Origin of the sequence: Cupriavidus sp. SW-Y-13, assembly GCF_009793345.1 — a bacterium.
In the GTDB taxonomy this organism is placed as follows: Bacteria; Pseudomonadota; Gammaproteobacteria; order Burkholderiales; family Burkholderiaceae; genus Cupriavidus.
In genome coordinates this window covers 1758824-1783674 of record NZ_WHLX01000002.1, presented here as the reverse complement: position 1 = coordinate 1783674, position 24851 = coordinate 1758824, and the positions used below count along the sequence as shown (strand labels likewise).

Annotated in this window: 23 protein-coding genes; 3 read left to right on the top strand and 20 right to left on the bottom strand. The window is 65.7% G+C overall.

The window, feature by feature from the left end:
* Positions 1-19 precede the first annotated feature (19 nt).
* From GA566_RS23505 to araD, 3 genes are all read right to left on the bottom strand, one after another.
* The gene (locus GA566_RS23505; protein WP_160474166.1) at positions 20-988 is read right to left on the bottom strand and encodes a tripartite tricarboxylate transporter substrate binding protein; all 969 of its coding nucleotides are present in this window, start codon (positions 986-988) and stop codon (positions 20-22) included.
* A gap of 188 nt (positions 989-1176) precedes the next feature.
* Positions 1177-1896: a ribonuclease activity regulator RraA gene (locus GA566_RS23500; RefSeq protein ID WP_160474165.1), complete on the bottom strand. Its 720-nt coding sequence runs from the start codon at positions 1894-1896 to the stop codon at positions 1177-1179.
* Between the two features lie 15 nt (positions 1897-1911).
* Positions 1912-3651, bottom strand: coding sequence for an L-arabinonate dehydratase (gene araD / locus GA566_RS23495; RefSeq protein ID WP_160474164.1), 1740 nt, complete (start codon positions 3649-3651; stop codon positions 1912-1914).
* A 167-nt stretch (positions 3652-3818) separates the two neighbouring features.
* Between araD and GA566_RS23490 the strand changes: the two genes are divergently transcribed.
* Both GA566_RS23490 and GA566_RS23485 read left to right on the top strand, forming a co-directional pair.
* On the top strand, positions 3819-4517 hold the full coding sequence (locus tag GA566_RS23490; RefSeq protein ID WP_160474163.1) for a GntR family transcriptional regulator: 699 nt from the start codon (positions 3819-3821) through the stop codon (positions 4515-4517).
* Between the two features lie 167 nt (positions 4518-4684).
* On the top strand, positions 4685-4942 hold the full coding sequence (locus tag GA566_RS23485; protein WP_137927388.1) for a helix-turn-helix domain-containing protein: 258 nt from the start codon (positions 4685-4687) through the stop codon (positions 4940-4942).
* Positions 4943-4952: 10 nt separating this feature from the next.
* Here the strand turns inward: GA566_RS23485 and GA566_RS23480 are convergent, their stop codons facing one another.
* From GA566_RS23480 to fliF, 9 genes are all read right to left on the bottom strand, one after another.
* Positions 4953-6425, bottom strand: a complete 1473-nt coding sequence (locus GA566_RS23480) for an SLC13 family permease (protein ID WP_160474162.1) — start codon at positions 6423-6425, stop codon at positions 4953-4955.
* A gap of 146 nt (positions 6426-6571) precedes the next feature.
* Positions 6572-7231: a DNA oxidative demethylase AlkB gene (gene alkB / locus GA566_RS23475; protein WP_160474161.1), complete on the bottom strand. Its 660-nt coding sequence runs from the start codon at positions 7229-7231 to the stop codon at positions 6572-6574.
* A gap of 205 nt (positions 7232-7436) precedes the next feature.
* Positions 7437-8438, bottom strand: coding sequence for an alpha/beta fold hydrolase (locus GA566_RS23470; RefSeq protein ID WP_160474160.1), 1002 nt, complete (start codon positions 8436-8438; stop codon positions 7437-7439).
* 150 nt (positions 8439-8588) lie between these two features.
* The gene (locus GA566_RS23465; RefSeq protein ID WP_160474159.1) at positions 8589-10082 is read right to left on the bottom strand and encodes a flagellar hook-length control protein FliK; all 1494 of its coding nucleotides are present in this window, start codon (positions 10080-10082) and stop codon (positions 8589-8591) included.
* A 16-nt stretch (positions 10083-10098) separates the two neighbouring features.
* Complete coding sequence (gene fliJ, locus GA566_RS23460; RefSeq protein ID WP_137927636.1) at positions 10099-10560, bottom strand: flagellar export protein FliJ; 462 nt, start codon at positions 10558-10560, stop codon at positions 10099-10101.
* Positions 10553-12043: a flagellar protein export ATPase FliI gene (gene fliI, locus GA566_RS23455; protein WP_237380600.1), complete on the bottom strand. Its 1491-nt coding sequence runs from the start codon at positions 12041-12043 to the stop codon at positions 10553-10555. The genes fliJ and fliI overlap by 8 nt, the downstream gene beginning before the upstream one ends.
* Positions 12036-12875: a flagellar assembly protein FliH gene (fliH, locus tag GA566_RS23450; RefSeq protein ID WP_137927638.1), complete on the bottom strand. Its 840-nt coding sequence runs from the start codon at positions 12873-12875 to the stop codon at positions 12036-12038. The genes fliI and fliH overlap by 8 nt, the downstream gene beginning before the upstream one ends.
* The gene (gene fliG / locus GA566_RS23445) at positions 12862-13875 is read right to left on the bottom strand and encodes a flagellar motor switch protein FliG (protein ID WP_137927639.1); all 1014 of its coding nucleotides are present in this window, start codon (positions 13873-13875) and stop codon (positions 12862-12864) included. Before fliG ends, fliH begins: the two co-directional genes overlap by 14 nt.
* Positions 13862-15553 (bottom strand): flagellar basal-body MS-ring/collar protein FliF, encoded by a 1692-nt coding sequence (fliF, locus tag GA566_RS23440; protein WP_137927640.1) that lies wholly within the window; start codon positions 15551-15553, stop codon positions 13862-13864. Before fliF ends, fliG begins: the two co-directional genes overlap by 14 nt.
* A gap of 360 nt (positions 15554-15913) precedes the next feature.
* Here fliF and fliE point away from each other — a divergent pair, with 360 nt between their 5' ends.
* Positions 15914-16234 carry a flagellar hook-basal body complex protein FliE gene (gene fliE, locus GA566_RS23435; RefSeq protein ID WP_137927641.1) on the top strand — a complete coding sequence of 107 codons (321 nt, stop codon included), beginning with the start codon at positions 15914-15916 and terminating at the stop codon, positions 16232-16234.
* Between the two features lie 97 nt (positions 16235-16331).
* Here the strand turns inward: fliE and GA566_RS23430 are convergent, their stop codons facing one another.
* Genes GA566_RS23430 through GA566_RS23395 form a run of 8 tightly spaced genes read right to left on the bottom strand, consistent with a single transcriptional unit; the run spans position 16332 to position 24828 of the window.
* Positions 16332-16985, bottom strand: a complete 654-nt coding sequence (locus tag GA566_RS23430; protein ID WP_171020497.1) for a hypothetical protein — start codon at positions 16983-16985, stop codon at positions 16332-16334.
* Positions 16976-17785: an NAD(P)-dependent oxidoreductase gene (locus GA566_RS23425; protein ID WP_160474158.1), complete on the bottom strand. Its 810-nt coding sequence runs from the start codon at positions 17783-17785 to the stop codon at positions 16976-16978. The genes GA566_RS23430 and GA566_RS23425 overlap by 10 nt, the downstream gene beginning before the upstream one ends.
* Positions 17786-17793: 8 nt before the next feature.
* Positions 17794-18864: an FkbM family methyltransferase gene (locus GA566_RS23420; protein ID WP_160474157.1), complete on the bottom strand. Its 1071-nt coding sequence runs from the start codon at positions 18862-18864 to the stop codon at positions 17794-17796.
* 46 nt (positions 18865-18910) lie between these two features.
* Positions 18911-19456, bottom strand: coding sequence for a dTDP-4-dehydrorhamnose 3,5-epimerase (rfbC, locus tag GA566_RS23415; RefSeq protein ID WP_160474156.1), 546 nt, complete (start codon positions 19454-19456; stop codon positions 18911-18913).
* Positions 19453-20727, bottom strand: a complete 1275-nt coding sequence (locus GA566_RS23410; protein WP_137927645.1) for a class I SAM-dependent methyltransferase — start codon at positions 20725-20727, stop codon at positions 19453-19455. The genes rfbC and GA566_RS23410 overlap by 4 nt, the downstream gene beginning before the upstream one ends.
* Positions 20724-21818: a CDP-glucose 4,6-dehydratase gene (gene rfbG / locus GA566_RS23405; RefSeq protein ID WP_370459344.1), complete on the bottom strand. Its 1095-nt coding sequence runs from the start codon at positions 21816-21818 to the stop codon at positions 20724-20726. Before rfbG ends, GA566_RS23410 begins: the two co-directional genes overlap by 4 nt.
* Positions 21803-22573, bottom strand: a complete 771-nt coding sequence (rfbF, locus tag GA566_RS23400) for a glucose-1-phosphate cytidylyltransferase (protein ID WP_137927646.1) — start codon at positions 22571-22573, stop codon at positions 21803-21805. Before rfbF ends, rfbG begins: the two co-directional genes overlap by 16 nt.
* Positions 22570-24828, bottom strand: a complete 2259-nt coding sequence (locus tag GA566_RS23395; protein WP_137927647.1) for a tetratricopeptide repeat protein — start codon at positions 24826-24828, stop codon at positions 22570-22572. The genes rfbF and GA566_RS23395 overlap by 4 nt, the downstream gene beginning before the upstream one ends.
* Positions 24829-24851 lie beyond the last annotated feature (23 nt).

The window sequence follows — 24851 nt, the reverse complement described above, 5'->3', positions numbered from 1 at the left end:
CCGGGAGGGCGGGCGCGTGTCAGTCCGCGCTCAGGTGATTATCCGCGATGATCCTTGCGTAGCGCTTGCGGTCGTTGGCGATGGTCTGCGCAAATTCCTGCGGCGTGCTGCCCACCGGAATGGCGCCCTGATCCACCAGTTGCTTTTTCACTTCGGGTATCGCCACCACTTTCTTCACATCGGTGGCGATCTTGTCGACGATGTCCTTCGGGGTGCCGGCCGGCGCGAGCAGTCCGACCCACGATCCCGACTCGGCGTTCTGGATGCCGGCTTCGGCCAGCGTGGGCACGTCAGGCATCGATGGCGAGCGCACCGTGCCCGTCACGGCCAGCGCGCGCAGCTTGCCGGACTTCACATGACCCGTGGTTTCGAGGATCGAGGCGAACAGCATGTCGACGTTGCCGGCCATCAGGTCCGTCATCGCCGCGCCGCCGCCCTTGTATGGGACGTGCAGCATGTCGGTGCCGGTGGCGGCCTTGAAGATCTCGCCCGAGAGGTGCGGCGATCCACCCGTGCCCGAACTCGCGAACGTGAGCTTGCCCGGCTTGGCCTTGGCCAGCGCCACGAGTTCCTTCGGCGTCTTGGCGGGCAGGCCCGGCGTCACTACCAGCGCAAACGGCAACTCGGCCATCATCGTGACGGGCACGAAGCTGTCCGGCTTGTAGTTGAGCTTCTTGTAGAGGAACGGGTTGATCGATTGCGTTCCCACGTTGCCGGCCACCAGCGTGTAGCCATCCGGCTTGGCGCGTGCGGTCAACTCAAGTCCCACGTTGCCGGCGGCACCGGGACGGTTGTCCACGACCACCGGCTGGCCCCACAACTGCGACAACCGCTGCGCCACGAGACGTGTGCCGATATCGGTGCCGCCACCGGGCGTGAACGGAACGATGATGGTGACGGGCTTGGTCGGCCATTCGCCCTGGGCGTGAGCGGTCAGGGTGAAGGCGGCGACGGCAATGGCGGCGAGGGCGCGGGGGGTATGGGTCATGGTGTCTCCTGCTGATGTGTGCACTGCTTTTTTGGGTGGCTCCCCTCTCCCGCGTTGCGGGAGAGGGGTTGGGGGAGAGGGCATCGAGGTTCTGCTTGCCGAAACGTCGCAATTTGCACTGCCGGCCCTCTCCCCCGCCCCTCTCCCACTGCGCGGGAGAGGGGAGAAAACAACGAGGGTTTGAAAACTCACCGCCCCTTACTCTTCCTCCACCCTGCAAAATCCTCCCTCGCCTTCTCCGTCGTCGGCGGATACAGCCCGATGATCGAGCGGCCCTTCTGGACTTCCTCGGTCACGAAATCCTCGAAGGCCGTCATCTCCACGGCCTCGGCGGCGATTTCCTCGGCCATGTGGCGCGGGATCACGACGATGCCTTCGGCGTCGCCCACGACCACATCGCCGGGGAACACGGCCACATCACCGCAGCCAATCGGTACGTTGAACTCCAGCGCCTGATGCAGCGTGAGATTGGTGGGTGCCGAAGGCCGATGGTGATACGCGGGCATCGCCATCTGCGCGATTTCCGGAGAGTCGCGGAAGCCGCCATCGGTGACGATGCCCGCGCCGCCGCGCTGCATGAGCCGCGTGACGAGGATCGATCCGGCGGAGGCTGCGCGTGCATCCTTGCGGCTGTCGATCACCAGCACCGCGCCGCTCGGACATTGCTCGATGGCTTGCCGTTGCGGATGGTTCGGGTCCTGGAACACCGTGATCGGGTTCAGGTCCTCGCGTGCGGGGATGTAGCGCAGCGTGAAAGCCGGGCCGACCATCGTGCCGGGGTTCGATTGCAGCGGACGCACGTCCTGGATGAACTGGTTGCGCAGGCCGCGCTTGAACAGTGCAGTACAGAGCGTGGCGGTGCTGACGGTCTTCAATGCATCGCGCAAGGCAGTGCTGAGTTCGGTCATGGTGGGGCCTCGGGTTCAGTAGATGCTCGGCTCGCCCACGGCGTCGCCAAAATCGGTTTGCAGGAAATCGAAATCGCAGCCGTCGTTGGCCTGGCGCACATGTTTCGAGAACATGTAGCCGTATCCGCGCGCATAGCGCGGAGGCAGCGGCAGCCATGCGGCGCGGCGCGCGGCCAGTTCCTCGTCGGAGACTTCCAGATGGATGCAGCGCTGGTCGATATCGACTGAAATCAGGTCACCCGTGCGCACCAGCGCGAACGGGCCGCCGACGTACGCTTCGGGTGCCACGTGCAGGATGCAGGCGCCATAGCTGGTGCCGCTCATGCGCGCATCGGACATGCGCAACATGTCGCGCACGCCCTGTTTCACGAGTTTCTTCGGGATCGGCAACATGCCCCATTCCGGCATGCCGGGGCCGCCCTGCGGACCGGCGTTGCGCAGGATCAGGATGTGGTCGGCGGTGACGTCGAGATCTTCGTTTTCGACGGCGGCCTTCATCGACGGATAGTCGTCGAAGACGAGTGCCGGACCCGTATGTTTGAAGAAGCGCTTCTCGCAGGCGCTGGGCTTGATCACGCAGCCATCGGGCGCGATGTTGCCGCGCAGGACGGCCAGCGCGCCTTCCTGATAAAGCGCGTTCTCGCAAGTGCGGATCACGTCGTCGTTGTGGACCTCGGCCCCGGCGATGTTTTCGCCCAGCGTGCGGCCCGTGACCGTGGGCGCATCGAGATCGAGCTTGTCGCGGATGCGCGTCATCAGCGCGGGCAGGCCGCCTGCGTAGAAGAAATCTTCCATCAGGTACTTGTCGCCGCTGGGCCGGATGTTGGCGATCACAGGCACATGGCGGCTCGCACGATCGAAGTCGTCCAGGCCGATGTCGTGGCCTGCACGACGCGCCATGGCAATGACGTGGATGATGGCGTTGGTGGAGCAGCCCATCGCCATGGCGACGGCAATCGCGTTCAGGAACGATGCGCGGGTCTGGATGCGCGCGGGCGTGAGGTCTTCCCACACCATGCCGACGACGCGGCGGCCAGCCTCGGAACACATGCGGATATGGTTGGCATCGGCAGCGGGAATCGACGACGCGCCGGGCAGCGTCATGCCGATGGTTTCGGCAATCGCGGTCATCGTGCTGGCCGTGCCCATCGTCATGCAAGTGCCGTGGCTGCGGGCGATGCCACCTTCGATGCCGATCCACTCGGTCTTGCTGATATTGCCGGCGCGGCGCTCGTCCCAGAACTTCCACGCGTCGGAGCCGGAGCCCAGTACCTGGCCCTTGTAGTTGCCACGCAGCATCGGGCCGGCGGGCACGTAGATGGCTGGCACGCCGGCACTGGTGGCGCCCATCAGCAGGCCCGGCGTGGTCTTGTCGCAGCCCCCCATCAGCACGGCGCCGTCGATGGGGTGCGAGCGGATCAGCTCCTCGGTCTCGATGGCGAGCAGGTTCCGATAGAGCATCGTGGTCGGCTTGACCGAGCTTTCGGACAAAGAAATGGCCGGTAGCTCCACGGGGAACCCACCGGCCTGCAGGATGCCGCGCTTCACATCTTCAACACGCTGCCTGAAGTGCGAATGGCACGGGTTGATGTCGGACCACGTGTTGATGATGGCGATGAGCGGCTTGCCCATCCATTCATCGGGCGCGTAGCCCATCTGCATGATCCGGGAGCGATGCCCGGACGAACGGAGGTCGTCCGGGGCGAACCAGCGCGCGCTGCGCAACTGATCCGGCGTTTTCTTCTGTGCCGTCATGGTTGTCTCTTCCACCGTGAAATCTTCATCGCGGTCGTCCGCAACCCCGAGGTTGTACGACGACTACTGTTTTTGGGAATTAAAGCACTAATGTATTAGTACGTCAACGCAGCAATTGCCCGAAGCGTTTCGGCTAGAATCGCGCCCAATATTCCAGTTCAGATCCGATGGCTGCCACGCTACCCAACCCGTCCCAGTTCCAGTTCGACCGCACGCGCCAGGCCGCGCCGCAGGTGTTCGAACATATGCGCGAGCAGATACTTTCGTTGGTGCTGCCGCCCGGCACGGTGCTGTCGCGCCCGGAACTGGCGCTGCAATACGGCATCAGCCAGACACCGGTGCGCGATGCGCTGATGCGGCTGGCCGAAGAAGGGCTGGTCGATGTCTTTCCGCAGCACGCCACGCGTGTGAGCCGCATCGACGTGGCGCTGGCGCGGCAGGCGCACTTCCTGCGCCGCTCTATCGAGCTGGAGATCACCCGGACGCTGGCCGCTACCGCCGACCCGGCGCTGGTGGAACGGCTGCGCGCCACGGTGACACGCCAGCAGCACATGCTGGAGATGGACGATCTGGCCGAATTCACGGCCAACGATCAATACTTCCATCGCCAGATGTACGAGGCCGCGGCCGTGCCCGATTTGTTTGCGCTGGTACGCCGCCAGAGCGGCCACCTGGACCGACTCCGCCGCCTGCACCTGCCGATTCCGGGCAAGGCTCATGCGGTGCTGCGCGACCATACGGCGATCGTCGATGCGATTGCCGCTGGCGATCCGGTGCGGGCCGAGGAAGCACTGCGCAAGCATCTCTCCGGTACGCTGGCCAATGTCGATGAAATCCGCGCGCGCTATCGCGACTATTTGAGTTGATCGGCGACGCGAATTCGTAAGACCGTTTGATTTTGGCAACGACTCGGCGCCCATCTACCCATTGCATGGGTAATGATGGTGATGTCGATCAAATCGATTGCGGAGAATTTGGCAATCACCGACTGGGATTGATAGATTGCAGGGTGTTTACTTCCCGGTAGCCTGCGATGTCCGCGAGAGTCACGATTACTACCAGCGATCAGCTGGGGCTGGTGCTCCAGGGCGCGCGCAAGGTCGCGGGCCTGACCCAGGCCGAAGCCGCCACGCGGCTTGCCATCAGCCAGAGCCGCGTTTCCCATATGGAACTGAATCCCGAGACCATCAGCGTTGCCCAGTTGCTGGCGCTGCTCGGGGCCTACCAGCTCGATCTCGTCATCGAGCCGCGCCAGGTGCGCGACGCCGTGCTGGAGAAGCTCGACTGGTAGCCCAGCCTGTTCAAGGCAGATAGCCCAGCAGTTTCCACCACAGATAGTCCAGCGGCAGCAGCACCACCAGCGTGACCCCCGCCATCGCCAGGCACAGCCGCGTGCCGTGACGCAATCCCACGCCGCCCAACTGCATCGCAATCACGATCGGCGGCGACTGGTACGGGAAGAACACGGTGGAGAACACCGGCACCTGCAGCATCAGTACCGATTCCAGCGACAACCCTGTAGCCGATGCCAGATCGCGTGCCAGCGGGGTCAGCACGGCAGGTAGCGCGGGCAGCGTGGAGAGCATTCCCAGCAAGGCACCCATCGCACTGATCGTGCCGACATTCGCCGCAGTCTGGCCGGGCGTCAGCGGGAGCACATGCAGCAGGCCCGCACTGATGGCGCTGCCCAGCCCAGTCGATTCCACCACCGCGCCCAATCCCAGAAAACCTGCCACATAGATCAGCGGCACCAGTTGCACGCCATCCGCCAACGCCTTCGGCGGCACCAGTCCCACACCGGGCAGCAGGCAGATGATGCACGCGGCCAGAGAGATCCATGCTGGCGAGATGCCGTGCCACGCATCGGTGGCGAACCCGGCCACGGCCAGCGCCAGGATGACGGCCAGCACGCGCTCCTGCGGGCCCATCACGGTACGCACCGTGGCGGGCTGCGGCTTCATGGGGCCGTTCTCGGGGAACAGCTTGCAGATCATCCAGATCAGCACGAATGTCTTCAGCACGCCCAGTACCGGGAAATGCAGCAGCAGGTAGCTGCCGTAGCTGAGGTTGATGTGATACAGCGAATTCGCGGCGCCCAGCAGCACACTATTCGGAATATTCGCAGGCAGGATCGCGGTGGGCGGCATGTAGCTGGCCAGCGCCACGGTCATGACCATGCCGATGCGGCCGTTCGACCCCGGCGCGAAGCCAAGCCTGTCTGACAGCGCCAGCACGATCGGCATCAGCAGCAGCACGCGTCCCGTGGTGGACGGCATCAGGAACGCCAGCCCCACTGCGCTGATCGCCACCGTGGTGATGACCTGCGGATAAGTGCCCACGCGCTTGTGGAAGATGATGTCGGCCAGCCGCAGCGCCAGCCCCGTATTGCGCAGCGCCACCCCGGTCACGGCGCCGCCGAACATCAGCCACCATGCCGTGGAGGTGAATCCGGAAAAGACCACCGTCGGCGGCGCGATGTGGAACACCACTGCGCTGAGAAAGAACAGCAGCGTCGCCGTGGGTTCGGGCAGTACGCCCACCGCCCAGCAGCAGACCGTGGAGAGCACCAGCGCGCCGGCCCAGATCAGCGGGGGCGGCGCATGTACGGCGCTGCCCGCCAGCCAGACCAGACCGATACAGGCGCCAATGAGCAGGGCAGCGCGGATCGAATCGCGGGGATTGCCGGCGAGCGGCGCGGGCTTTGGTGGCTTCGGGGGCGGCGGAGAAGGCGGCATGTCGGGACGTGCGTCGGCGCGTCCTGGAGTGGCTGACATCGGGTGTTGTCTCGGGTGTCCCGGCCGCATGGGACCGGTGTTTTTATGAGCGGAAAGACTGAGCCGCTGATCTGGCCGCTATCGTAGGGTTGTATTACGTTGCAGGCAACTGCGATGGTGACGGGCGTTACCGTGCCTGGCGCGTCTTAACGCGTCTTGCGGAACGTCAGGTTGATGCGTTCGCCATGAGTGAGTGGGTGATCACCTGCGGCCAGCGGCGCAATGCCATGGAAGACGAGCCGCGACGGACCGCCCCAGACCACCACATCGCCATGCGCCAGCCGTACCCGCGCAGGCCGGTCCGCGCGACGCAAGCCACCCCAGAGAAAGATCGCCGGCAGGCCCAGCGAGACCGAGACAATGGGCGCTCGCAAGTCCAGTTCGTCCCGGTCCTGATGCAGGGAGAGCCGCGTGCCGGGCAGATAGCGATTGATCAGGCATGCGTCCGGCGCAAAGCCGGCGTATCCGGCGGCATCGGCGGCACGCACGGCCAGATCGAGAAACGGACGCGGCATCGACGGCCATGGCTGGCCCGAATCGGGATCGATCTCGTCATACCGGTAACCGGACCGATCCGACACCCAGCCCCGCTGCCCGCAATTGGTCATGGCCACCGACATCCGCAGCCCGCCCGGTGTGATCAGATGCCGAAAATGTGAGCCTGCGCTGACTTCGCCCACACCCGCCAGCAGTGCAGGCGCCGCCTCACGCGCGAACCCGCGCAACACCATCGCGCCGGGGCCGAGATTGTCCACGGCAGGTGCATCGGCATCGGCAGGGAGGGGGTCGAAGAGGTCGAAGGTCATGGCGGCACAGGGGCTCGTTGATGATACCGGGGCTGGCGCCACGGTGGGTTTGCTCCCCTCTCCCGCGAAGTGGGAGAGGGGTTGGGGGAGAGGGCAAGCCTGTCAATCACAGACCAGCGGTAATTTGAACCGCCGGGCCCTCTCCCCCGCCCCTCTCCCGCAAGGCGGGAGAGGGGAGAAAACCGAGAGTTGAGCAAACCAGAACTTACTTTGCCAACCCCTCCAGCAACGCCTTGTGGAACCCCTGCGGGTCTTGCATCTGTGGGGCGTGGCCGAGTGTGGGGAACTCCACCAGTGTCGCGTGGGGGATCGCCTTGGCGGTGAGCTTGCCGAGTTCGGTATAGCGGCCCAGCGTCGGCCGGATTTCGGGCGGGGCGAGGTCCTTGCCGATGGCGGTGGTGTCGGTCAGGCCGATCATCAGCAGCGTGGGGGCCTGGATGGCGCCCATCTCGTAGACCACGGGCTGCGTGTAGATCATGTCGTAGAGCAGGGCCGAGTTCCAGGCGACGATCTGCTTGCCAGGGCCTTGGTACATGCCGGCCAGCATCTTGACCCAGATCTCGTACTCTGGCTTCCACTGACCACCGTAGTACGTGTTCTTCTCGTAGTTGCGCACGCGGTCAGCCGTGGTGTCGAGTTCACGCGCGTACCACTGGTCCACCGAGAGTGAAGGCACACCTTTGGCCTTCCAGTCTTCCAGCCCGATCGGGTTCACGAGCACCAGTTGCTTCGTGTCGGCGGGATACATCAACGCGTAGCGCATCGCCAGCATGCCGCCCGTGGAGTGGCCCATCACGGTCACGTCCTTGACGCCAATCGATGCCAGCAGGTCGTGCGTGTTGCGGGCGAGTTGCTGGAACGTGTACTGATAGTGCGCGGGTTTGGTCGATTTGCAGAACCCGATCTGATCGGGTGCGATCACGCGATATCCGGCGCCGCTGAGCTGGCGGATGGTTTCCTGCCACGTGGCCCCGCAGAAATTCTTGCCGTGCAGCAACACCACGGCGCGGCCGTTGGGCTTCTGCGGCTTGACGTCCATGAACGCCATCTGCAGCGGCTGGCCCTGCGAGTTGAATTTGTACTGCTGGACGGGATACGGGTAGTCGAAGCCTTCGAGTTCGGGGCCGTAGGCGGGGGCGTCCTGGGCGCTGGCGAAGGAGGTGGTCAGCGCGAAGGCGGTGAACAGCAGGGGGCGGAGGGAGCGCATGGTCGGAGGAGTCGTGGACGGGGGTGTCGCACGAGTGACCATGGGGAGGGTGGGGAAGTTCCGGGGGATTCGATGGCAATCCTGCGGGTTTTCTCCCCTCTCCCGCGGTGCGGGAGAGGGGAGAAAACCGAAGCTAAAGCAATCGGTGCATCAAGCAAACGTATCCACTTCCCCCCGAGCCAGCACGCGCGGGGCGCGCGGCGTGGACGGAGCAGCAGGCGCTGCCGGCTCATTGCCAAAGCCCATCGCCTGGCTGAAGCCGTTGCCGGACTGGCGTTGCGGTTGCTGTTGTTGCTGGCCGCTGTTGCCGGCTTGCGCAAAGCTGTCGGCGCCAACCGATGCCTGGCCGAGCTGGATACCCGCTTCGGCCATCGACGTGCGCAGTTGCGGCAGGGCGGCTTCCACGGCGGCGCGCACGGCCTGGTGCGGCGAGACGAACTGGGCCTGCGCCTGATCGTTGACCACGTTCAGCACCACCTTGAGCGGGCCGAGGTTGGGCGGGTTGAGGTCGAGTTCGGCGGTCTGGTTGCCTTGCGTGGACAGGCGCACCATCTGCTGGCCGAGTGCTTGCGACCACTGGCTGTCGTTCAGGTTCGGGGCGATGGCCGCGCGCGTGGCGGCGGCGGTAGCTGCCTGCGTGTGCTGGGTGGCGGTCTGGGCGGCCAGTGCCGATGCCATCGTGGCAGCGCTGCTGGCGTTGGTTGCGCCGGTATCGGCAGCTTCACCGGTTCGTGCGCTGGCCTGGGCAGCAGCGAACGGGTTGGTCGTCGTCGTGGACTGCGTGGCTTGCGTATCGGTCTGCGGCAGCGCCTGCTGGTTCGATTGCCCCAGGTTGGCTTGCTGCTGGCCGGCGCCTTGTCCGCCGGTGTTCTGTGCGGAGGTCTGGGCCGGTGCCGTAGCGACGGCGGCCAGTTTGTCGGCGGCGGTCGGCGTGGTGTTCTGCAGGGCCGCGCGTTGCTGGGCGATCAGGGCCAGCGTATCGCCGGCGTTCGGGACACTGCCCTTGGGCGCTTCCGTCACGGTGGTGGTGACTACGTTCGCATCGACCTGTGCCTGCAGCGCTGCGGCATCGGCGGCAGCGTCGGCGGCGGCGTTGGTGGTCGGCGAGGCAGTGGCGAGGGCCGCTGCAGCCGCAGCCGGCGCCTGGCCGGGCAGCGTCGGCAGGCCGGTGATGGCCGAGCCATCGACAGGCGCGCCATTCGCTTGCGCGGGCTGCGGCGTCGGCAGCGGTGCCAGCAGTGCGGCGGCGGCCAGTGCGGCGGCAACGGCGGCGGCGTCCGCCGAAGTCTTGGCGTCATCCTCGGCGCTGGTAGCGTCCTTGGCAACGGTCGCATCGGCGGTGCTGTCGGACTTCACGACCTTGCCGTCATCCTGCTTCGGCAGGGCGTTGTTCTGGCCAGCTTGTGCGGACTTGTCGGCCTGCGGCTTCTGCGCCGTGTCGTTCTTTGCGGTGTTCGTCTGCTTGCCGTCCTTGGCAGGAACCTTGACCGGCGTGGCGCTGGCGGCGGCCTGCTGGCTATCCTGGCGCGCGCGGGTCAGGGTGTCCTGGAACAGATTGGCGTCGCTGCCCTTGGTGGCATCCGACGACTTCGTGTTGTTCAGGGAGGCGGCTGCATTGCCGACAAGCTGGCTGATATCGATCATCTTGGTTTGGGCAGGTTCAGTTATGGCCGCTCAGCGGCTGGCTGGCCGTACGGGCAATACGGGCGGCGTATTCGTCGTTGGCGAGCTGTTCGCGGCGCGTGGCTACCTGCTGCTCGCGCGTCTCGGCGCGCGTGATCAGCGTGTCGAACGAGTTCTGGCGCAGCTTCTGTTGCTGCCAGTTCACGCGGCCGGCCAGCAGGTCGGCTTCGGCCTTGGCGAGTGCTGACGTCTGCTGGCGAATGGCGTGGTCGAGCGAATCCAGGAAGCGCGAGAAATCGTGCCAGCGGCTCGACGTCATGCCTTCGGCGGCAATCGCCTGCATGCGGGCGCGGTATTCGTGACGGTACTCGGTCAGCGCGTTGAGCTGTTGCTCGGCCTGCGTGCGCAGACCCTGCAACCGTCCCAGTTCGCGGGCGGCCTTGTCCGTGCTGTCCTGTGCGAGATCGGCCAGCGTGTTCAGCGGCGAGTTCTTAACCATGGTTCGTCACTCCAAGGGTCGCATGCAGCTGGGCGATCGAGGCGTCGTACCCGGCGCGCTCATGGATGTCCTGCTGCAGGAATGCCTCCATGCGCGGATGCAGGCGAATCGCGAGGTCAAGCTCCGGATCATTGCCGGGCACATACGCGCCGACACTGATCAGGTCGCGGTTACGCTGGTAGCGCGACATCAACTGCTTGAACCGCCGTACGGAGGCGAACTGCGGCGGTTCGATCAATGCGGTCATCGCTCGGCTGATCGACGCTTCCACGTCGATGGCCGGGTAGTGGCCCGCTTCGGCCAGGCTTCGCGACAGCACGATGTGGCCGTCGAGAATGGCACGCGCGGAGTCCGCAATCGGGTCCTGCTGGTCGTCCCCTTCGGTCAGCACCGTGTAGAACGCGGTGATGGAGCCGCCGCCCTCGGGGCCGTTGCCGGTGCGCTCCACCAGCGTCGGCAGCTTGGCAAACACCGATGGCGGATAGCCCTTGGTCGCGGGCGGCTCGCCGATGGCCAGCGCGATTTCGCGCTGCGCCATCGCATAACGGGTTAGCGAATCCATGATCAGCAGGACGTGCTGACCCTTGTCGCGGAAATACTCGGCCAGGCGCGTGGCATACGCGGCGCCCTGCATGCGCAGCAGCGGCGAGCAGTCAGCCGGTGCGGCTACCACGACGGAGCGCTTGCGGCCTTCTTCACCGAGGATGTTCTCGATAAATTCCTTCACTTCGCGGCCACGCTCGCCGATCAGTCCCACGACGATCACATCGGCGTTGGTGTAGCGGGCCATCATGCCCAGCAGCACCGACTTACCCACGCCCGAGCCTGCGAACAGGCCCATACGCTGGCCGCGTCCCACGGTCAGCATGCCGTTGATCGCGCGCACGCCGGTGTCAAGCACGGTGTCGATGGGCGCGCGCATTAGCGGATTGATCTGTGCGCCAGACAGCGGCACTTCGCTGGCGGCAGTGATGGGCCCAAGTCCATCGAGCGGACGGCCGGCGGCGTCGAGCACGCGCCCGAGCAGGCCATCGCCCACGGGCAGGCGTTTCGAGCCCGGCTCGCGCGGTGCGCTCACACCCTTGGGCAGCGGCGACGGTTCGAGCGGATAGACGCGCGCGCCTGGCACCAGGCCAGCCACGTCGGACTGCGGCATCAGGTAGAGACGGTCGGCGCCAAAGCCCACGACTTCGGCTTCTGCCGTGCGCGGGCCGCCATGCGAATGCTGACCTGCGGGCAGTTCGATCAGGCAGTCGCTACCCACGGGCATGCGCAGCCCCACGGCTTCGAGCACCAGGCCCGCTGCGCGCGTGAGGCGGCCACAGGTCCGCTTGCTGTCGAGTTCCTCGATGGCGGTGGAAGCACCAGCCAGCGCCTCGCGCCAACGGCCGGAATGGAGTGCGGCAGTGGTGGCTGCAGCAGTGGCAGATGCCACGGCTCCCGATTCAGCGGCTGCCTGTGCAGCGCCTTGCGCGTCATGCATGCGGCGGCTCCCACGGATCGTTGCGGCCCAGCGCCTTGATCACGCGCGCCCAGCGCGTACCGAGCGTGGCGTCGAGTTCGCCGCTGGCAGCGCTGGCGATGCAGCCGCCACGTGCCACGGTTTCATCGGCGCGCACGGTCCAGCCGGCGCCCTCGAGTTCACCCTTCAGATGCATCTCGACGAGTTCCACATCAGCGGGATTCAGCAGCAGGCAGGGCGCGCCTGCGAGCGGCGGCTCGGCATTCAGCAGTTCGCGTGCAGCCGGCACCAGCGCGGCGGGGTCCACTTCCAGCGTCTTGCGCACCAGTTGGCGCGCGACGTCGAGGGCGAGCGAGATCAGCGTATCGGCGATCTCGGTATCCACGCGTCCCAGCGCATCGCGGAAGTTGCCGGCCAGTTCCTGCAGCCGTGCGGCTTCGTTGCGCGCGGTTTCCAGGCCACGGGCATAGCCTTCGCGGTGGCCGTCGCCATAGCCCTGCGTCTGGCCCTGGCTGTAGCCCTGCGCGTAGCCTTCCTTGCGGGCGCCTTCGCGCATGGCGTCGAGCGCGGCAAAGTCGATGGAGGGCGGCGGTGCGGGCTCCACGGGAATCTGGGCTTCGAGCACCTTGCGCAGACGATCGCGCGGATCGAGCGATTCCATCTGCCAGCGCTTCCACGCGTCGCCATCCATGCGGCCGGGGGCAGGGCGTTCGAAACTCTTGAAGCCATCGTCCCGGGCAAGCGGGTTCGAGGGTTGGCCGGTGCCCTCCGGCGCGCCGGGCGCGCCGAAGAAGCCGGGGTCGCCGCGGCCAGGGCCCCGGCCAGCGGCAAAACCGCGTTCAAACGTAGGCATCGTCTCCTCCGCCAATCTGGACTTCGCCGGACTCCGCCAGGCGTCTCACCACCTGCAGGATGGCCTTCTGCTCTGCCTCGACCTGCGACACACGCACCGGACCCAGCGCTTCGAGGTCCTCGCGCAGCATCTCGCCGGCACGCGTCGACATGTTGCGGATGAACTTGTCGCGCAGCTCCTGCTGTGCGCCCTTGAGCGCGACGATGAGCGATTCGGTGGCGATTTCCTTGAGCACGCGCTGGATGCCGCGATCGTCGATTTCCAGCAGGTTCTCGAACAGGAACATCTCGTCGATGATCTTCTGCGCCAGGTCCGCGTCGTGCGTGCGCACGCCGTCGATGACCGCTTCCTCGTGGGCCGTGCTCATCAGGTTGATGATCTCGGCCGCCGTGCGGACACCGCCCATGCGGCTGCGCTTCAGGCTCTGGCCTGCCAGCAGCTTGGTCAGCACGTCGGTCAGCTCCTGCAGCGCGCCCGGCTGTACGCCGCCGAACGTGGCGATACGCAGGATCACGTCGTTGCGCAGGCGTTCCGTGAAGAAGCCCAGCACTTCCGAAGACTTCTGGCGGTCCAGGTGGATCAGGATCGTGGCGATGATCTGCGGGTGCTCGTCCTTGATCAGCTCGGCCACGGACGTGGCGTCCATCCAGTTGAGCGAATCGATGCCGCCGCCCGGATCGCGCGATTCGAGAATGTCCTCGATCACCGACAGCGCACGTTCCTCGCCCAGCGCCTTGTTCAGCACGCTCTTGATGAACGAGCTGGAGTCGACGTTGAGCGCCAGGTATTGCTCGGTCTCGCCACGGAACTCGGCCAGCACCTCGGCCATTTCCTCGCGCGTCACCGCGTTCAGGCTGGCCATGGCGGAGCCAAGCTGCTGCACTTCGCGCGGCGACAGGTGCTTGAAGACCTCGGCCGCAGCATCTTCGCCCACGGCCATCATCAGGATGGCGCTCTTCTGTACGCCCTTCTCGGGCGCTGCCTTGTTAGCCTTCGTCATTTGCCATCCAGGTCTTGATTACGCTGGCGACCAGGCGCGGGTCGCGTTGCGCGGCGTCGCGCACCAGGGCGAGATCGCTTTCGTATTTCGCGGCAAGGCGCAGCACTTCCGGATTGGTTTCCTCTTCCGGCGGCAGCAGAACGGCTTCCGCAGTGGTGCCATCGGCGGATTCCGTCAGGGCCGGCACCGGCGGTGCGGTGTACTTGCGCAGCACCGGACGCGCCACCTTGAACCACAGGAACACGGCCAGCAGGGCCAGGAGCAGGTAGCCGACGCCGGTCTTGGCCAGGTCGATCATCTGCGGCTGCTTCCACAGCGGCAGTTCCGGTTCCTTGTTGTTCTCGGCGGTGAACGGGCTGTTGACCACGTTCAGGGAGTCGCCGCGATCGGCCGAGAAGCCCATCGCTTCCTTGGTCAGGTTCTCGATCTGGGCGATTTCCTTGGCCGACAGCGCCTCGGTAATCGGCTTGCCCTTGGCGTCCACCTTCGAGCGGTAGTTCACGACCACGGCCACGGACAGACGCTTCACGCCACCCGGAGCCTGCTGGATGTGGCGCACCGAGCGATCCAGTTCGTAGTTCGTCGTGGCATCGCGGCGGCTGCTGCTCGGGCCGGTCTTCTCGGCGGTCTGCGTTTGCTGGCCTTGCTGGTTGGCCTGGGCCGGCGGATTCGGCTGACCCGGCTGGCGCGGCGGCTGCGGCGTGGTCACCGGCGCCACGGCGGCGGCAGGCGGCTGGTTCGACAGCGCACCCGGCACGCCACCCACGGGGGTGCCGTTCTGCTGGTTGGACTCGCTGGTCTGCTGGCTGCGGATGGCGGCGCGTGTCGGGTCCTGGTTCGGCTTGAAGCTTTCGTCGGTGTGTTCGACGGACGAGAAATCGACGTCGGCGGTGACCTGGGCGTGGACGTTGTCCTTGCCGAGGATCGGGGCCAGGATCGATTCCACGCGCTTGACGTAGCTCTGTTCCACCTGCTGCACGTACTTGAGCTGCGTGGCGTCCATCGAGCGGTCGCTGGTGCCCGAGAGCAGGTTGCCGTGCTGGTCGACGATCGAGATCGACTTCGGCGTCAGTTCCGGCACGCTCGACGACACCAGATGCGTGATGGCGGCCACCTGGCCCTCATCGATGGCACGGCCCGGGTAGAGCTGCAGCACCACGGAGGCGGTGGGCTTCTGGCGCTCGCGCACGAACAGCGTGGGCTTGGGGATGGCCAGGTGCACGCGTGCGGACTGCACGGCGCCGATCGATTCGATCGAACGGGCGAGTTCGCCTTCCAGGCCGCGCTGGTAGTTGACCTGCTCGGCAAACTGGCTGATACCGAACTTCTGGTTGTCCATCAGTTCCATGCCCGTGGTGCCGCTCTTGGGCAGGCCCTGGCTGGCCAGGCGCAGACGGGTCTCGTGGACCTTGTCGGACGGGACCATGACCGCACCGCCGCCTTCGGCGAACTTGTACGGCACGTTGGCCTGTTGCAACGCCTGGATCACCGCGCCGCCGTCACGTTCGGACAGGTTGGTGTACAGCACCTTGTAGTCGGGCTGGCGGGACCACATCACGCCCACGGCGATGGCGGCCACCAGCGCGGCGCCGCCCAGCATCAGGGGCAGGCGCGGATTGGCCTTGAGCTTCTCGAGCACGGCCGCGCCGCCGGCCGGCAGGGTAGCTGCCGCGTTCATGCGCGCATCTCCGGCTTGGCCGGGCAAACCCTGCCCTTGCCATACTGGCCTTTGCTGCCGTTATTCATTCCGGCACGGCTCACATTACGCTGCTGACAAAACACGCGCACTCCCCGCGATAGTTGATGTTCCTTGTGCCGTGGGCAGTCGGGCAATACGCCACGAACTGCCAGATCCGGCACGGTAGCGATCATCGGTCAGAAGGCGGAAGGACAATTGGCGGAATAGCGGAGGTTTCCCCCCCGAATTCATCCTTTGGTAGGAGGCGGGGCACCAGTACATTGCGAGGGCTGAAACAGGATGGTGAGTGATGTTTTCGCCATGTTCCCTGTCAACCGATTCATCCAATTACTGATAGCCATGTCCATTTCCTCGATCGAAGGCATGCTGCAGCAACTGCGCGGACTGGCGCAGGCGGCTGGCGGCGGCACTCCCAGCCAGGCTTCCACGGCCGTGGCGGGGGGCTTTTCCGGCGAACTGCAGAAATCGCTGCAACGCCTCAACGCCACCCAGGAATCCGCCTACGGCAAGGCCGAGGCATTCGAACTGGGCAAGCCGGGCGTGGCGCTCAACGACGTCATGATCGACATGCAGAAGGCCAACATCTCCTTCCAGACCGCCGTGCAGGTGCGTAACCGCCTGGCCGCCGCGTATCAGGAAATGATGAACATGCCGGTGTAACCGTGTCATCGCGTCTGGGGCCAACCGGCCCCGGAACGAAAGAAGGCCATGCGGCTTGTACAGCGGCATGGCCTTTTTTGTTGCTTCCCGCCAAAACTCAGACCCGGAAATACTCCTCCGCTGCCCGCTCCTTCGCCGGCTTGCAAACCAGATCGCCGCCCTGCCCGTTGTAGACCAGGCAGTTGCCCGGTGTATCGCGGTTCAGCACGCTGACGCCCTGTGCCACCACCGAGCCATCTCGTACATGGCTGCGGCCGATGATGGCCGTGTTCGGGTACATCACCACACCGTCGCCGATGACAGGTGCCACGCCGTGGTTCTTGCCGACCGTCGAATTCTGGTACAGCACGAGGTAGTTGCCGTAAGTGGCCTTCGCCAGCACGATGCCGACCGAATGGCCAATGAGGAAGACCTCGGGCAGTTCCACCTCGTAGAACATGTCGATCGCGTTGAGCGCCTTGTTCAGCAGGAAGAGCTTCGTGCAGGACTCGGCATCGCGGTCGTTGCGCCAGATCGTATTGGCCAGGTAGTACAGGTACTGGCAGTACTGCGACGAGTGCAGGTAGTTGAACTGGCCGGGCCGCCACATGCGCACGGCGTCGATGCAGCGGCCCGTGCGGGCCAGTGCTTCGTCGATATGGCGCGTGACCACCGGCAGCAGCGTATCGTGACGGCCGTCCGGTACGAGGTTGGCGACCTGTGCGCACGTGTAGGCCGCGAGCGATGCGCGGGTCTGGCCGATCAGTTCCATGGGCGGATAGTCTCCAGATACGTTGCCACCATCGACTGCACGTCGCGCGGCGTCACGCCCAGCGCGCGCAGTGCCGAAGTGCTGCATACCGCCGCGCGCTGCACGGGCGACGAGCGCGAGAGGTTGATGTCCCAGCCGGCGTTTCGGAAGACTTCCGCAAGCTGTCCGTTGGACACGTTCTCGCCGCTGGCGACGTTGAAGATGCCACCGGCGCGGCGCGTGGAGATGGTTTCCAGCGCCAGCACCACGTCGTCGAGGTGGATGTAGTCGCGCACGTAGCCCGCATCGCTGTCGAGCCGGAACGCGCGCTCGGACGCGGCGCGTACCAGCCATTCGGACAGGAAGCCGGGCGAACCCGCTTCCCAGTCGAACACGCACGACAATCGCGCCACGGCGGTGCGTCCATCCGCGACGGTCAGGCAGAGGTTCTCGCCAAGACCTTTCGAGAAGTCGTACAGCGCGCGCGGATTGGCCGGCTGCAGCGACAGCGCAGCCGCTTCATCGCCTTCGGGCAACTGCGAGCTGTCATAGAGCCGTGTGGACGACAGATAGACCAGATGCTCGTAGCGATTGGCGCGCAGCACATCGGCCAGCAGCGTGACGTGCGCGGCCACGGTGTCGTAGGGACGTGCCGCGTAGTCGGCGGTCAGCCCCGCGCAATAGAACACATGGCCCAGGTCGCGGCTGAAAAGCGCGCGGTCGCCGCGCGCTGGCACCCAGACTTCATGGCCGGCACGCCGCAGCGTGTCAGCCAGGCGGCGGCCGACAAAGCCGGCGCCACCAATCACCGTACAGCGCATGGCGTTCCTCAGTTCACCGGGTGATGCAGCGCCGGGTCACGGTGCCACAGCAGCTTGGGGCTCACGCCCGGCACGACCGCGAAGTCCTTGCCGGCCAGCAGCGCCGGGTCCTTGACGGCCACCATGTTGAAGCCATGTGCCGGACCTTCGAGGAAGACCTTGTCCACCGGCACCAGTTCTACCGGACGGCCCTGCATGTCGACGTTCGAGTTGAAGTCGCGCACGGCGTAGACGTGATAGCCGTAGCCCTTGAGCAGCGTGATGATCTCGGCGTTCTCCAGGCCGCGGCTCCAGTCCACGTAGTGACGATGCACTTCGAACACGAGGTTCGGGGCTTCGCCGGCGGGGCGGGCCAATTGCCTGGCGGCGCCCTTGAACACGTTCAGTTCGGCACCTTCGATGTCGAGCATGATCAGGCTCAGCTTGTCGACGTTCTGCTGTGCGCAGTAGTCGTCGATCGTCACCGTGTTGAAGCTGTCGTCGTCGGCCGGACCCGAGGTATGCACGGCGTGCGCGAACGAGTCATGACCTTCCAGGCGCAGTTGCGTGGTGCTGTCGGACCACAGGCCCAGGCGCCAGCTCTGGATGTTCTCGACGTGGTTCAGCGCGGCGTTGTTGCGCAGCATGCCAAGCTGGTCGGCGTTCGGCTCGAACGCGTGGCAGGTGCCGCCAGCGCGCGCCAGCTGGCGGGCCATCATGATGACCTGGTCGCCAAAGTACGCGCCGCCAACGACGGCATGGCCGCCGCGCTCGCACAGCTTGACCAGCAGCTTGGTGGTCTGCGGTTCCCAGACGTGATCCGGCTGCGCCGGCGTGCTCATCAGGAAGTCGCGCGCGATCTTGGTGCGATACAGGAATTCGAACACGGTGCCATCGGCCAGCGTCTTGCGCAGGCGCGACTGCTCGTCGTACATGGCATCGACGATCGGACCCGTGATGTCATCGCGCACGCTGCCTTCGTAGCCGGACAGGTCCTGCTCGATGTTCTTGCACAGGGCGATGACCTTGTCGCGGGCGGCGGTGCTGCCGCCCACCGTGCGCAATGCGTCGGAAAGCTTCTGCAAGTTTTCAGTAGTCATGGGTGGCTCCGCTTCGGGTAGTCAGTTTTTTGGTTGGGATGAACGGTTATCGCAGGCCGAGTGCGGCCAGCGAGGGGAGGGCCTGGTCCTTTGCGGAGATCATGCGTTCCGCGCAGTCCGGCCAGTCAATGCCGATGTCGGGGTCGTCCCAGCGCACGCCGGCACTGCTGCCGGGCGCGAACGGCACCGTCATCTGGTAGAACACTTCGGAGCGCGGCGTCAGCGTCTGGAAGCCGTGTGCCACGCCCTTCGGGATATAGATGGCCCGCTGGTCCTCGGCATCGAGTACCACTGCCTGCCATTGCAGGAACGTGGGCGATGCGGGACGCAGATCCAGGATCACGTCATGCACCGCGCCCGTGGTCACGCGCACGAGCTTGTCTTCGGCGTAGGCACCATGCTGGAAATGCATGCCGCGCAGGATGCCTGCGCGCGTGTTGCGCGAGACGCTCTGCTGCACGAAACGCGCGTCGATGCCATGCGCGGCGAACGTTTCCACGCAGACGGTGCGGGCAAAGAAGCCGCGCTCGTCCTGCAGCGGTTCCGGATCGACGAGCCAGGCGCCGGCGATGCGGGCCGGTGTGAAGATCACGGCAGCACCACGGTTTCGGGAATCGCCACCACGAAGCGGCCGCCCCAGGCACGGATGCCGGCCATCTGCGTCATGACCTCATCCTTGATGTTCCAGGGCAGGATCACGAGATAGTCGGGCTTGCGTTCGTCGATGACTTCGGGCGCCAGCACGGGGATGCGCGAACCGGGCAGCAGCTTGTCCTGCTTGGCCGGGTTGCGGTCCACCACGTATTCGATCAGGTCACTGTCGATGCCGCAGTAGTTCAGCAGCGTGTTGCCCTTGGCGGCGGCGCCATAGGCGGCCACGCGCTTGCCCTTGCGGCGCGCATCGATCAGGAAGGCGAGGAAATCCACGCGTGCGCGGCGCACGCCTTCAGCAAATGCTGCGTAGCGTTCGGTTGATGCCAGGCCGCCGCGTGCTTCCTCGTCCAGGCATGCCTGCACGGCAGCGGTGGCAACGTGGCTGGCTTTCTGGTGGCACGCATACATGCGCAGGCTGCCGCCGTGCGTGGGCAGGTGTTCGATATCGAACACGCGCAGCCCTGCACGCGCCAGGATCGGCACCAGCGCGGTCAGCGACAGGTACGAGTAATGTTCGTGATACAGCGTGTCGAACTGGTTCTGCTCCAGCAGGCGCAGCAGGTGCGGGAATTCCAGCGTGATGACGCCTTCGGGCTTCAGCACGATGGGCATGCCGCCCACGAAGTCGTTGATGTCCGGCACGTGCGCCAGCACGTTATTGCCGAGCAGCAAGTCCACCTGCCAACCTTCCACGCACAGCGCACGGGCGGTGCGTTCACCAAAGAACAGCTCGCGGCTGTCGATGCCCTTGGCGCGTGCTGCCTCGCCCGTGTTCGACGAAGGTTCCACGCCCAGGCACGGCACGCCGTTCTGGTGGAAGTACTGCAGCAGATAGCCGTCATTGCTGGCGATTTCCATCACGCGGCTCTGCTTGCCGAGTCCGAAGCGCGCGGTCATCGACTCCACGTAGCGGCGCGCATGTTCGAGCCACGAGGTGGAGAACGACGAGAAGTACACGTAGTCGTCGTGGAAGTGCGTCTCGGCCGGCGTGGCGTCGCGCAGTTGCACGAGCCAGCAGGCATCGCACACCATCGCGTGCAGCGGATAGAACATCTCGCCTTGCGCGATGTGCTCGGGCCGGATGAAGGCGTTGGACACCGGCGACAGGCCGAGATCGACCATCGACTGGTGCATCGGCGTGCCGCAGGCGCGGCAGTTCGCGCGGGGTGCAGAGTCGATGGGTGCTGCGTGTTTGACAGGAGCGTTCATGCGCAGAATTGCTCGATTTGTTGTTCGGTGATGGCGCGTGCCTGGGTGGGCGACAGTTGCACGGTGCGATACCACTGCGCCGTGGCGGCCAGCGCCTCGTCAAGCGTCCAGCGCGGGGCCCAGCCCAGCAGCATGTGCGCACGCGCGGCGTCCAGATACAGGTTGCGCGCCTCGTGCGGTGCGGCACCCGGCGGCGGGCAATGCTTCCATTCCAGTTCCGGCCAGTGCGCGCGCAGGCCGCGCAGCACGTTGCCCACGGATACGTTGTCGCGCGGCTCCGGCCCGAAGTTGAACGCATCGGCCAGTGCAGCGTCGCCATCGAGCAGACGGTTGCCCAGTCGCAGATAACCGTGCAGCGCTTCCAGTACGTGTTGCCACGGCCGCGTGGCGTGCGGGCTGCGGATTTCCAGCGTCTGGCCGGCCGCAGCGGCGCGCGCGGCGTCGGGAATCAGCCGGTCTTCGGACCAGTCGCCGCCGCCAATCACGTTGCCGGCGCGTGCGGTAGCCAGCAGTACGCCGCGCTCGGCCAGGAACGATTTGCGATAGCTGGCGGCCACCAGTTCGGTGCCGGCCTTGCTGGCGCTGTAGGGGTCATGGCCACCGAGCGGATCGGTCTCGCGATAGCCCCACAACCATTCCTTGTTGTCGTAGCACTTGTCCGTGGTGATCACGATCACGGCGCGCACGGACGGGCAGGCGCGCACGGCATCGAGCACGTTGACGGTGCCCATCACGTTCGTGGACCACGTCTGCGCCGGATCGCGATAACTCGCGCGCACCAGCGGCTGGGCGGCCAAGTGGAACACGATCTCGGGCTGCGCGATGTCCATCGCGCGCGCCAGCGTAGAGGCATCGCGTACATCGCCGATGGTGTGCGCAGCGAGCGACGACGCCACGCAGGCCGCATCGAACAGGCTCGGCGTCGTGTTCGGTGTCAGCGCGTAACCGCTCACGCGCGCACCGGCGCGGGCAAGCAGCAGCGCCAGCCACGCGCCCTTGAAGCCGGTATGGCCGGTGATGAAGACGCGCCGTCCGCGATAGGCCGCGAAAACGTGAGCCGCGTCGGCGGCGTTGCTTACCAGATCTTCCACGGTGCCTTGCCTGATTGCCAGAGGTCTTCCAGCATGTTCTTTTCGCGCAGCGTATCCATCGGCTGCCAGAAGCCCGTGTGTTCGAAGGCCGCCATCTGGCCGTTCTTTGCCAGCGCGCGCATTGGAGCTTCTTCCCACGACGTGGCATCGTCTTCGATCAGGTCGAGAACCTCGGGTTGCAGCACGAAGAAGCCGCCGTTGATCCACGCGCCATCGCCGCGCGGCTTCTCGGTGAAGCCGCTGACCTTGTCGTCATCGCGTTCCAGCGCGCCGTAGCGTCCCGGCGGCTGCACGGCAGCTACCGTGGCGCGGCGGCCATGCGAGTGGTGGAAGGCGATTTCGCGGGTGATGTCGATGTCGGAGACGCCGTCGCCATAGGTAAAGCAGAACGCTTCGCCCGGCGTCAGGTACTCGCGCACGCGGCGCAGGCGGCCGCCGGTCATCGAATCCTCGCCGGTATCCACCAGCGTCACGCTCCACGGCTCGGCCTTGCGCTGATGCACGGCCATGCGGTTCTCGCGCATGTCGAACGTCACGTCGGACATGTGCAGGAAGTAGTTGGCGAAGTATTCCTTGATGACGTAGCCCTTGTAGCCCAGGCAGATCACGAACTCGTTCACGCCATGCGCCGAGTACATCTTCATGATGTGCCACAGGATCGGCTTGCCGCCGATCTCGATCATCGGCTTGGGACGCAGGTGCGATTCCTCGGAGATACGGGTGCCCAGCCCACCGGCCAGGATGACGGCTTTCATGCGTTGACCTCTTCGGTGACCTGTTCTTGGGTAGGGTTGCGGGCGGCGCCCGGCATTTCCAGGCCGAGCATCTCGAAGGCGTTGGGCAGCGGCATGGCTTCCAGCGCGTCGAGCGTCAGGCCGAACTGTTCTTCCAGCAGCGATGCCAGTGCGGAGCGGTCCAGGTTCTGCTCGGCCAGCCACACGGCGAGCTTGCGATACAGACCCAGCGCGTAAGGACGCATGCCGATGGCTTCCACCAGCAGTTCGATCGCGGTGTCGGGGGCTTCGTTGTGGTAGTGGTACTCGGCCAGGCCATACGCCACGGCCCAGTGGCGATACCACGTGGAAGTCAGGTTCTCCAGCACGTTATGCACGGCGCGCCATTCGCCCAGATGCATGTGCGCGGCCACGGACATCAGCAGGTCCTCGGCAGCGTAGTACTGTCCGCCGAAGTAGATGCCCTGCTGGCGCGGCGCGGTGCGCGGCGCGATGGGCTTGGTATCCGCGCAGATTTCCGTGAGCTGGTCTTCGAACCAACCGGCAAAGCGCGGCGCGTCGAACATCTCGCTCTGCTCGGCACGCGGACGGATCGACTGGCGGATGTTGTCGAGCTGCTGCACGTCGGCGGCCAGCGCGCAGGCCACATCGACGTAGCGCTCCTCGGTGTCGCAGATCAGATCGTCCAGGCCGGCGGCATGCAGGAACGGTGCGGAGACGCGCTGGTGGAACGTATCGCCGGCGAATGTCACCACGGGCACACCCATCCAGATGGCGTCGCAGGTGGTGGTGCCGCCCGTGACCGGTGCGGTGTCCAGCGCGATGTCGATGCGGTGATACGTGACGTATTGATTGGCGCCGTCACGATTGATCAGTTCCACGCGGCTGGTGTCGATACCGTGCGCGGCCATGCGCTCGAACAGCATCTCGCGCACCTTCTCCTGGTCGCAGCCGGCGGCTTCCACCAGCATGCGGGAGTTGGGGCATCGCGCCAGCACGGCACTCCACAGCCGCATGGTCTTGGGACCGAGCTTGGCGATGGTGTTGCACGATCCGAACGTGATGTAGCCATTCGTCAGCGCGGGCGTGGGCTTCACGCGGTAGCGCTCCTCGTAGATGGCCAGCGGGTTGGTCACGCTCGGGTGGAACGCGCTGAACACGGGCGCGCGCAGCAGCTTTTCGGTGTAGTTGTGGTCGAAGCCTTCGGGGTCAGCCGTCCAGTCGGTGACGCGGTAGTCGATCTGCGGCATGCCGGTGGTGCCGGGGTAGCCCAGCCACGTGAGTTGCTTCGGGGCCAGGCGCTGCACCATGTAGGTCAGCGGGGAGGCACCGGTGTAGCCGCCGAGGTCGATCATCACGTCGCAGCGCTGCGCACGCACGGCGCGTACGACATCGGCCTCGGACATCTTGTACAGATCGTGGAAGCCTTCGGCGTAGACGCGGATCTTGCGGGTGATGTTGTCGTTGACGTTCGACAGCGAGAACAGGTGCACCTCGAATCGCGCGCGATCCAGGTTCGCGATCAGCGGAATCAGGAAGTAGGCGCACGCATGGCGGCGCAAGTCGTTCGAGAGGATGCCGATGCGGATGCGCTCGCCTTCGCTGGGCTGCAGCGCGGGGGCGTCGATGGTGGTGCGTGCCAGCGTCGAGGCCCAGTCCATGGCCTCGCGGCGCAGCTCGTCGGCGCCGATGTTCTCGTCATACAGCAGCGAGAACAGCAGGTTGGAGCGGTTCACGCGCTGCGTGGGGTCCAGCGCGCAGGCGCGCCGGAAAATGGGAATGGCCTCGATCGTGCTGCCCGATTCGCGCAGCGCCGAAGCGTAGTTGCCCACGGCGATCGCGTCGTTCGGCAGCAGCGCGGCGGCTTTCTCGCCCGCCAGCTGTGCGCCGAAGTAGTCGCCGGTGTAGAACATGGCGGTGCCGAGCACGCCCCAGAGGTGGGCGGAGCCGGGCTGCAGCGCCAGGCTGCGCTGCAGCAGCGGGATGCCCTCGGCGTAGTTCTCCAGGGCGATCTCCAGCGCGCCGATCAGCCCGAGAAAGCCCGCATGGTTCGGGAAGCGCTTCATGCCGGCTTCGGCCAGCCGCTTGGCTTCCTCGTGGTGGTTCATGCCGGACAGCGACAGCGCTTCCAGGTAGTAGGCGTCCGGAAGCGAGCCCGCGATGCGCTTGACCGCACGGGACTGCTTCAGGGAATCCGCATACTTGTTGGCGTTGTAGGCATTCCATGCCTGTTGGATCATCCGCTGTGCGGGACCCATCGAAACGTTCTTGTTCATGGCGGTGTGCTTTGCAAAGGCGC

What these genes read in the sequence shown, in the direction of transcription:
- GA566_RS23505 (WP_160474166.1), bottom strand. Translation starts at nt 988, where the DNA reads ATGACCCATACCCCCCGCGCCCTCGCCGCCATTGCCGTCGCCGCCTTC.
- GA566_RS23500 (WP_160474165.1), bottom strand. Translation starts at nt 1,896, where the DNA reads ATGACCGAACTCAGCACTGCCTTGCGCGATGCATTGAAGACCGTCAGC.
- araD (WP_160474164.1), bottom strand. Translation starts at nt 3,651, where the DNA reads ATGACGGCACAGAAGAAAACGCCGGATCAGTTGCGCAGCGCGCGCTGG.
- GA566_RS23490 (WP_160474163.1), top strand. Translation starts at nt 3,819, where the DNA reads ATGGCTGCCACGCTACCCAACCCGTCCCAGTTCCAGTTCGACCGCACG.
- GA566_RS23485 (WP_137927388.1), top strand. Translation starts at nt 4,685, where the DNA reads ATGTCCGCGAGAGTCACGATTACTACCAGCGATCAGCTGGGGCTGGTG.
- GA566_RS23480 (WP_160474162.1), bottom strand. Translation starts at nt 6,425, where the DNA reads ATGTCAGCCACTCCAGGACGCGCCGACGCACGTCCCGACATGCCGCCT.
- alkB (WP_160474161.1), bottom strand. Translation starts at nt 7,231, where the DNA reads ATGACCTTCGACCTCTTCGACCCCCTCCCTGCCGATGCCGATGCACCT.
- GA566_RS23470 (WP_160474160.1), bottom strand. Translation starts at nt 8,438, where the DNA reads ATGCGCTCCCTCCGCCCCCTGCTGTTCACCGCCTTCGCGCTGACCACC.
- GA566_RS23465 (WP_160474159.1), bottom strand. Translation starts at nt 10,082, where the DNA reads ATGATCGATATCAGCCAGCTTGTCGGCAATGCAGCCGCCTCCCTGAAC.
- fliJ (WP_137927636.1), bottom strand. Translation starts at nt 10,560, where the DNA reads ATGGTTAAGAACTCGCCGCTGAACACGCTGGCCGATCTCGCACAGGAC.
- fliI (WP_237380600.1), bottom strand. Translation starts at nt 12,043, where the DNA reads ATGCATGACGCGCAAGGCGCTGCACAGGCAGCCGCTGAATCGGGAGCC.
- fliH (WP_137927638.1), bottom strand. Translation starts at nt 12,875, where the DNA reads ATGCCTACGTTTGAACGCGGTTTTGCCGCTGGCCGGGGCCCTGGCCGC.
- fliG (WP_137927639.1), bottom strand. Translation starts at nt 13,875, where the DNA reads ATGACGAAGGCTAACAAGGCAGCGCCCGAGAAGGGCGTACAGAAGAGC.
- fliF (WP_137927640.1), bottom strand. Translation starts at nt 15,553, where the DNA reads ATGAACGCGGCAGCTACCCTGCCGGCCGGCGGCGCGGCCGTGCTCGAG.
- fliE (WP_137927641.1), top strand. Translation starts at nt 15,914, where the DNA reads ATGTCCATTTCCTCGATCGAAGGCATGCTGCAGCAACTGCGCGGACTG.
- GA566_RS23430 (WP_171020497.1), bottom strand. Translation starts at nt 16,985, where the DNA reads ATGGAACTGATCGGCCAGACCCGCGCATCGCTCGCGGCCTACACGTGC.
- GA566_RS23425 (WP_160474158.1), bottom strand. Translation starts at nt 17,785, where the DNA reads ATGCGCTGTACGGTGATTGGTGGCGCCGGCTTTGTCGGCCGCCGCCTG.
- GA566_RS23420 (WP_160474157.1), bottom strand. Translation starts at nt 18,864, where the DNA reads ATGACTACTGAAAACTTGCAGAAGCTTTCCGACGCATTGCGCACGGTG.
- GA566_RS23410 (WP_137927645.1), bottom strand. Translation starts at nt 20,727, where the DNA reads ATGAACGCTCCTGTCAAACACGCAGCACCCATCGACTCTGCACCCCGC.
- rfbF (WP_137927646.1), bottom strand. Translation starts at nt 22,573, where the DNA reads ATGAAAGCCGTCATCCTGGCCGGTGGGCTGGGCACCCGTATCTCCGAG.
- GA566_RS23395 (WP_137927647.1), bottom strand. Translation starts at nt 24,828, where the DNA reads ATGAACAAGAACGTTTCGATGGGTCCCGCACAGCGGATGATCCAACAG.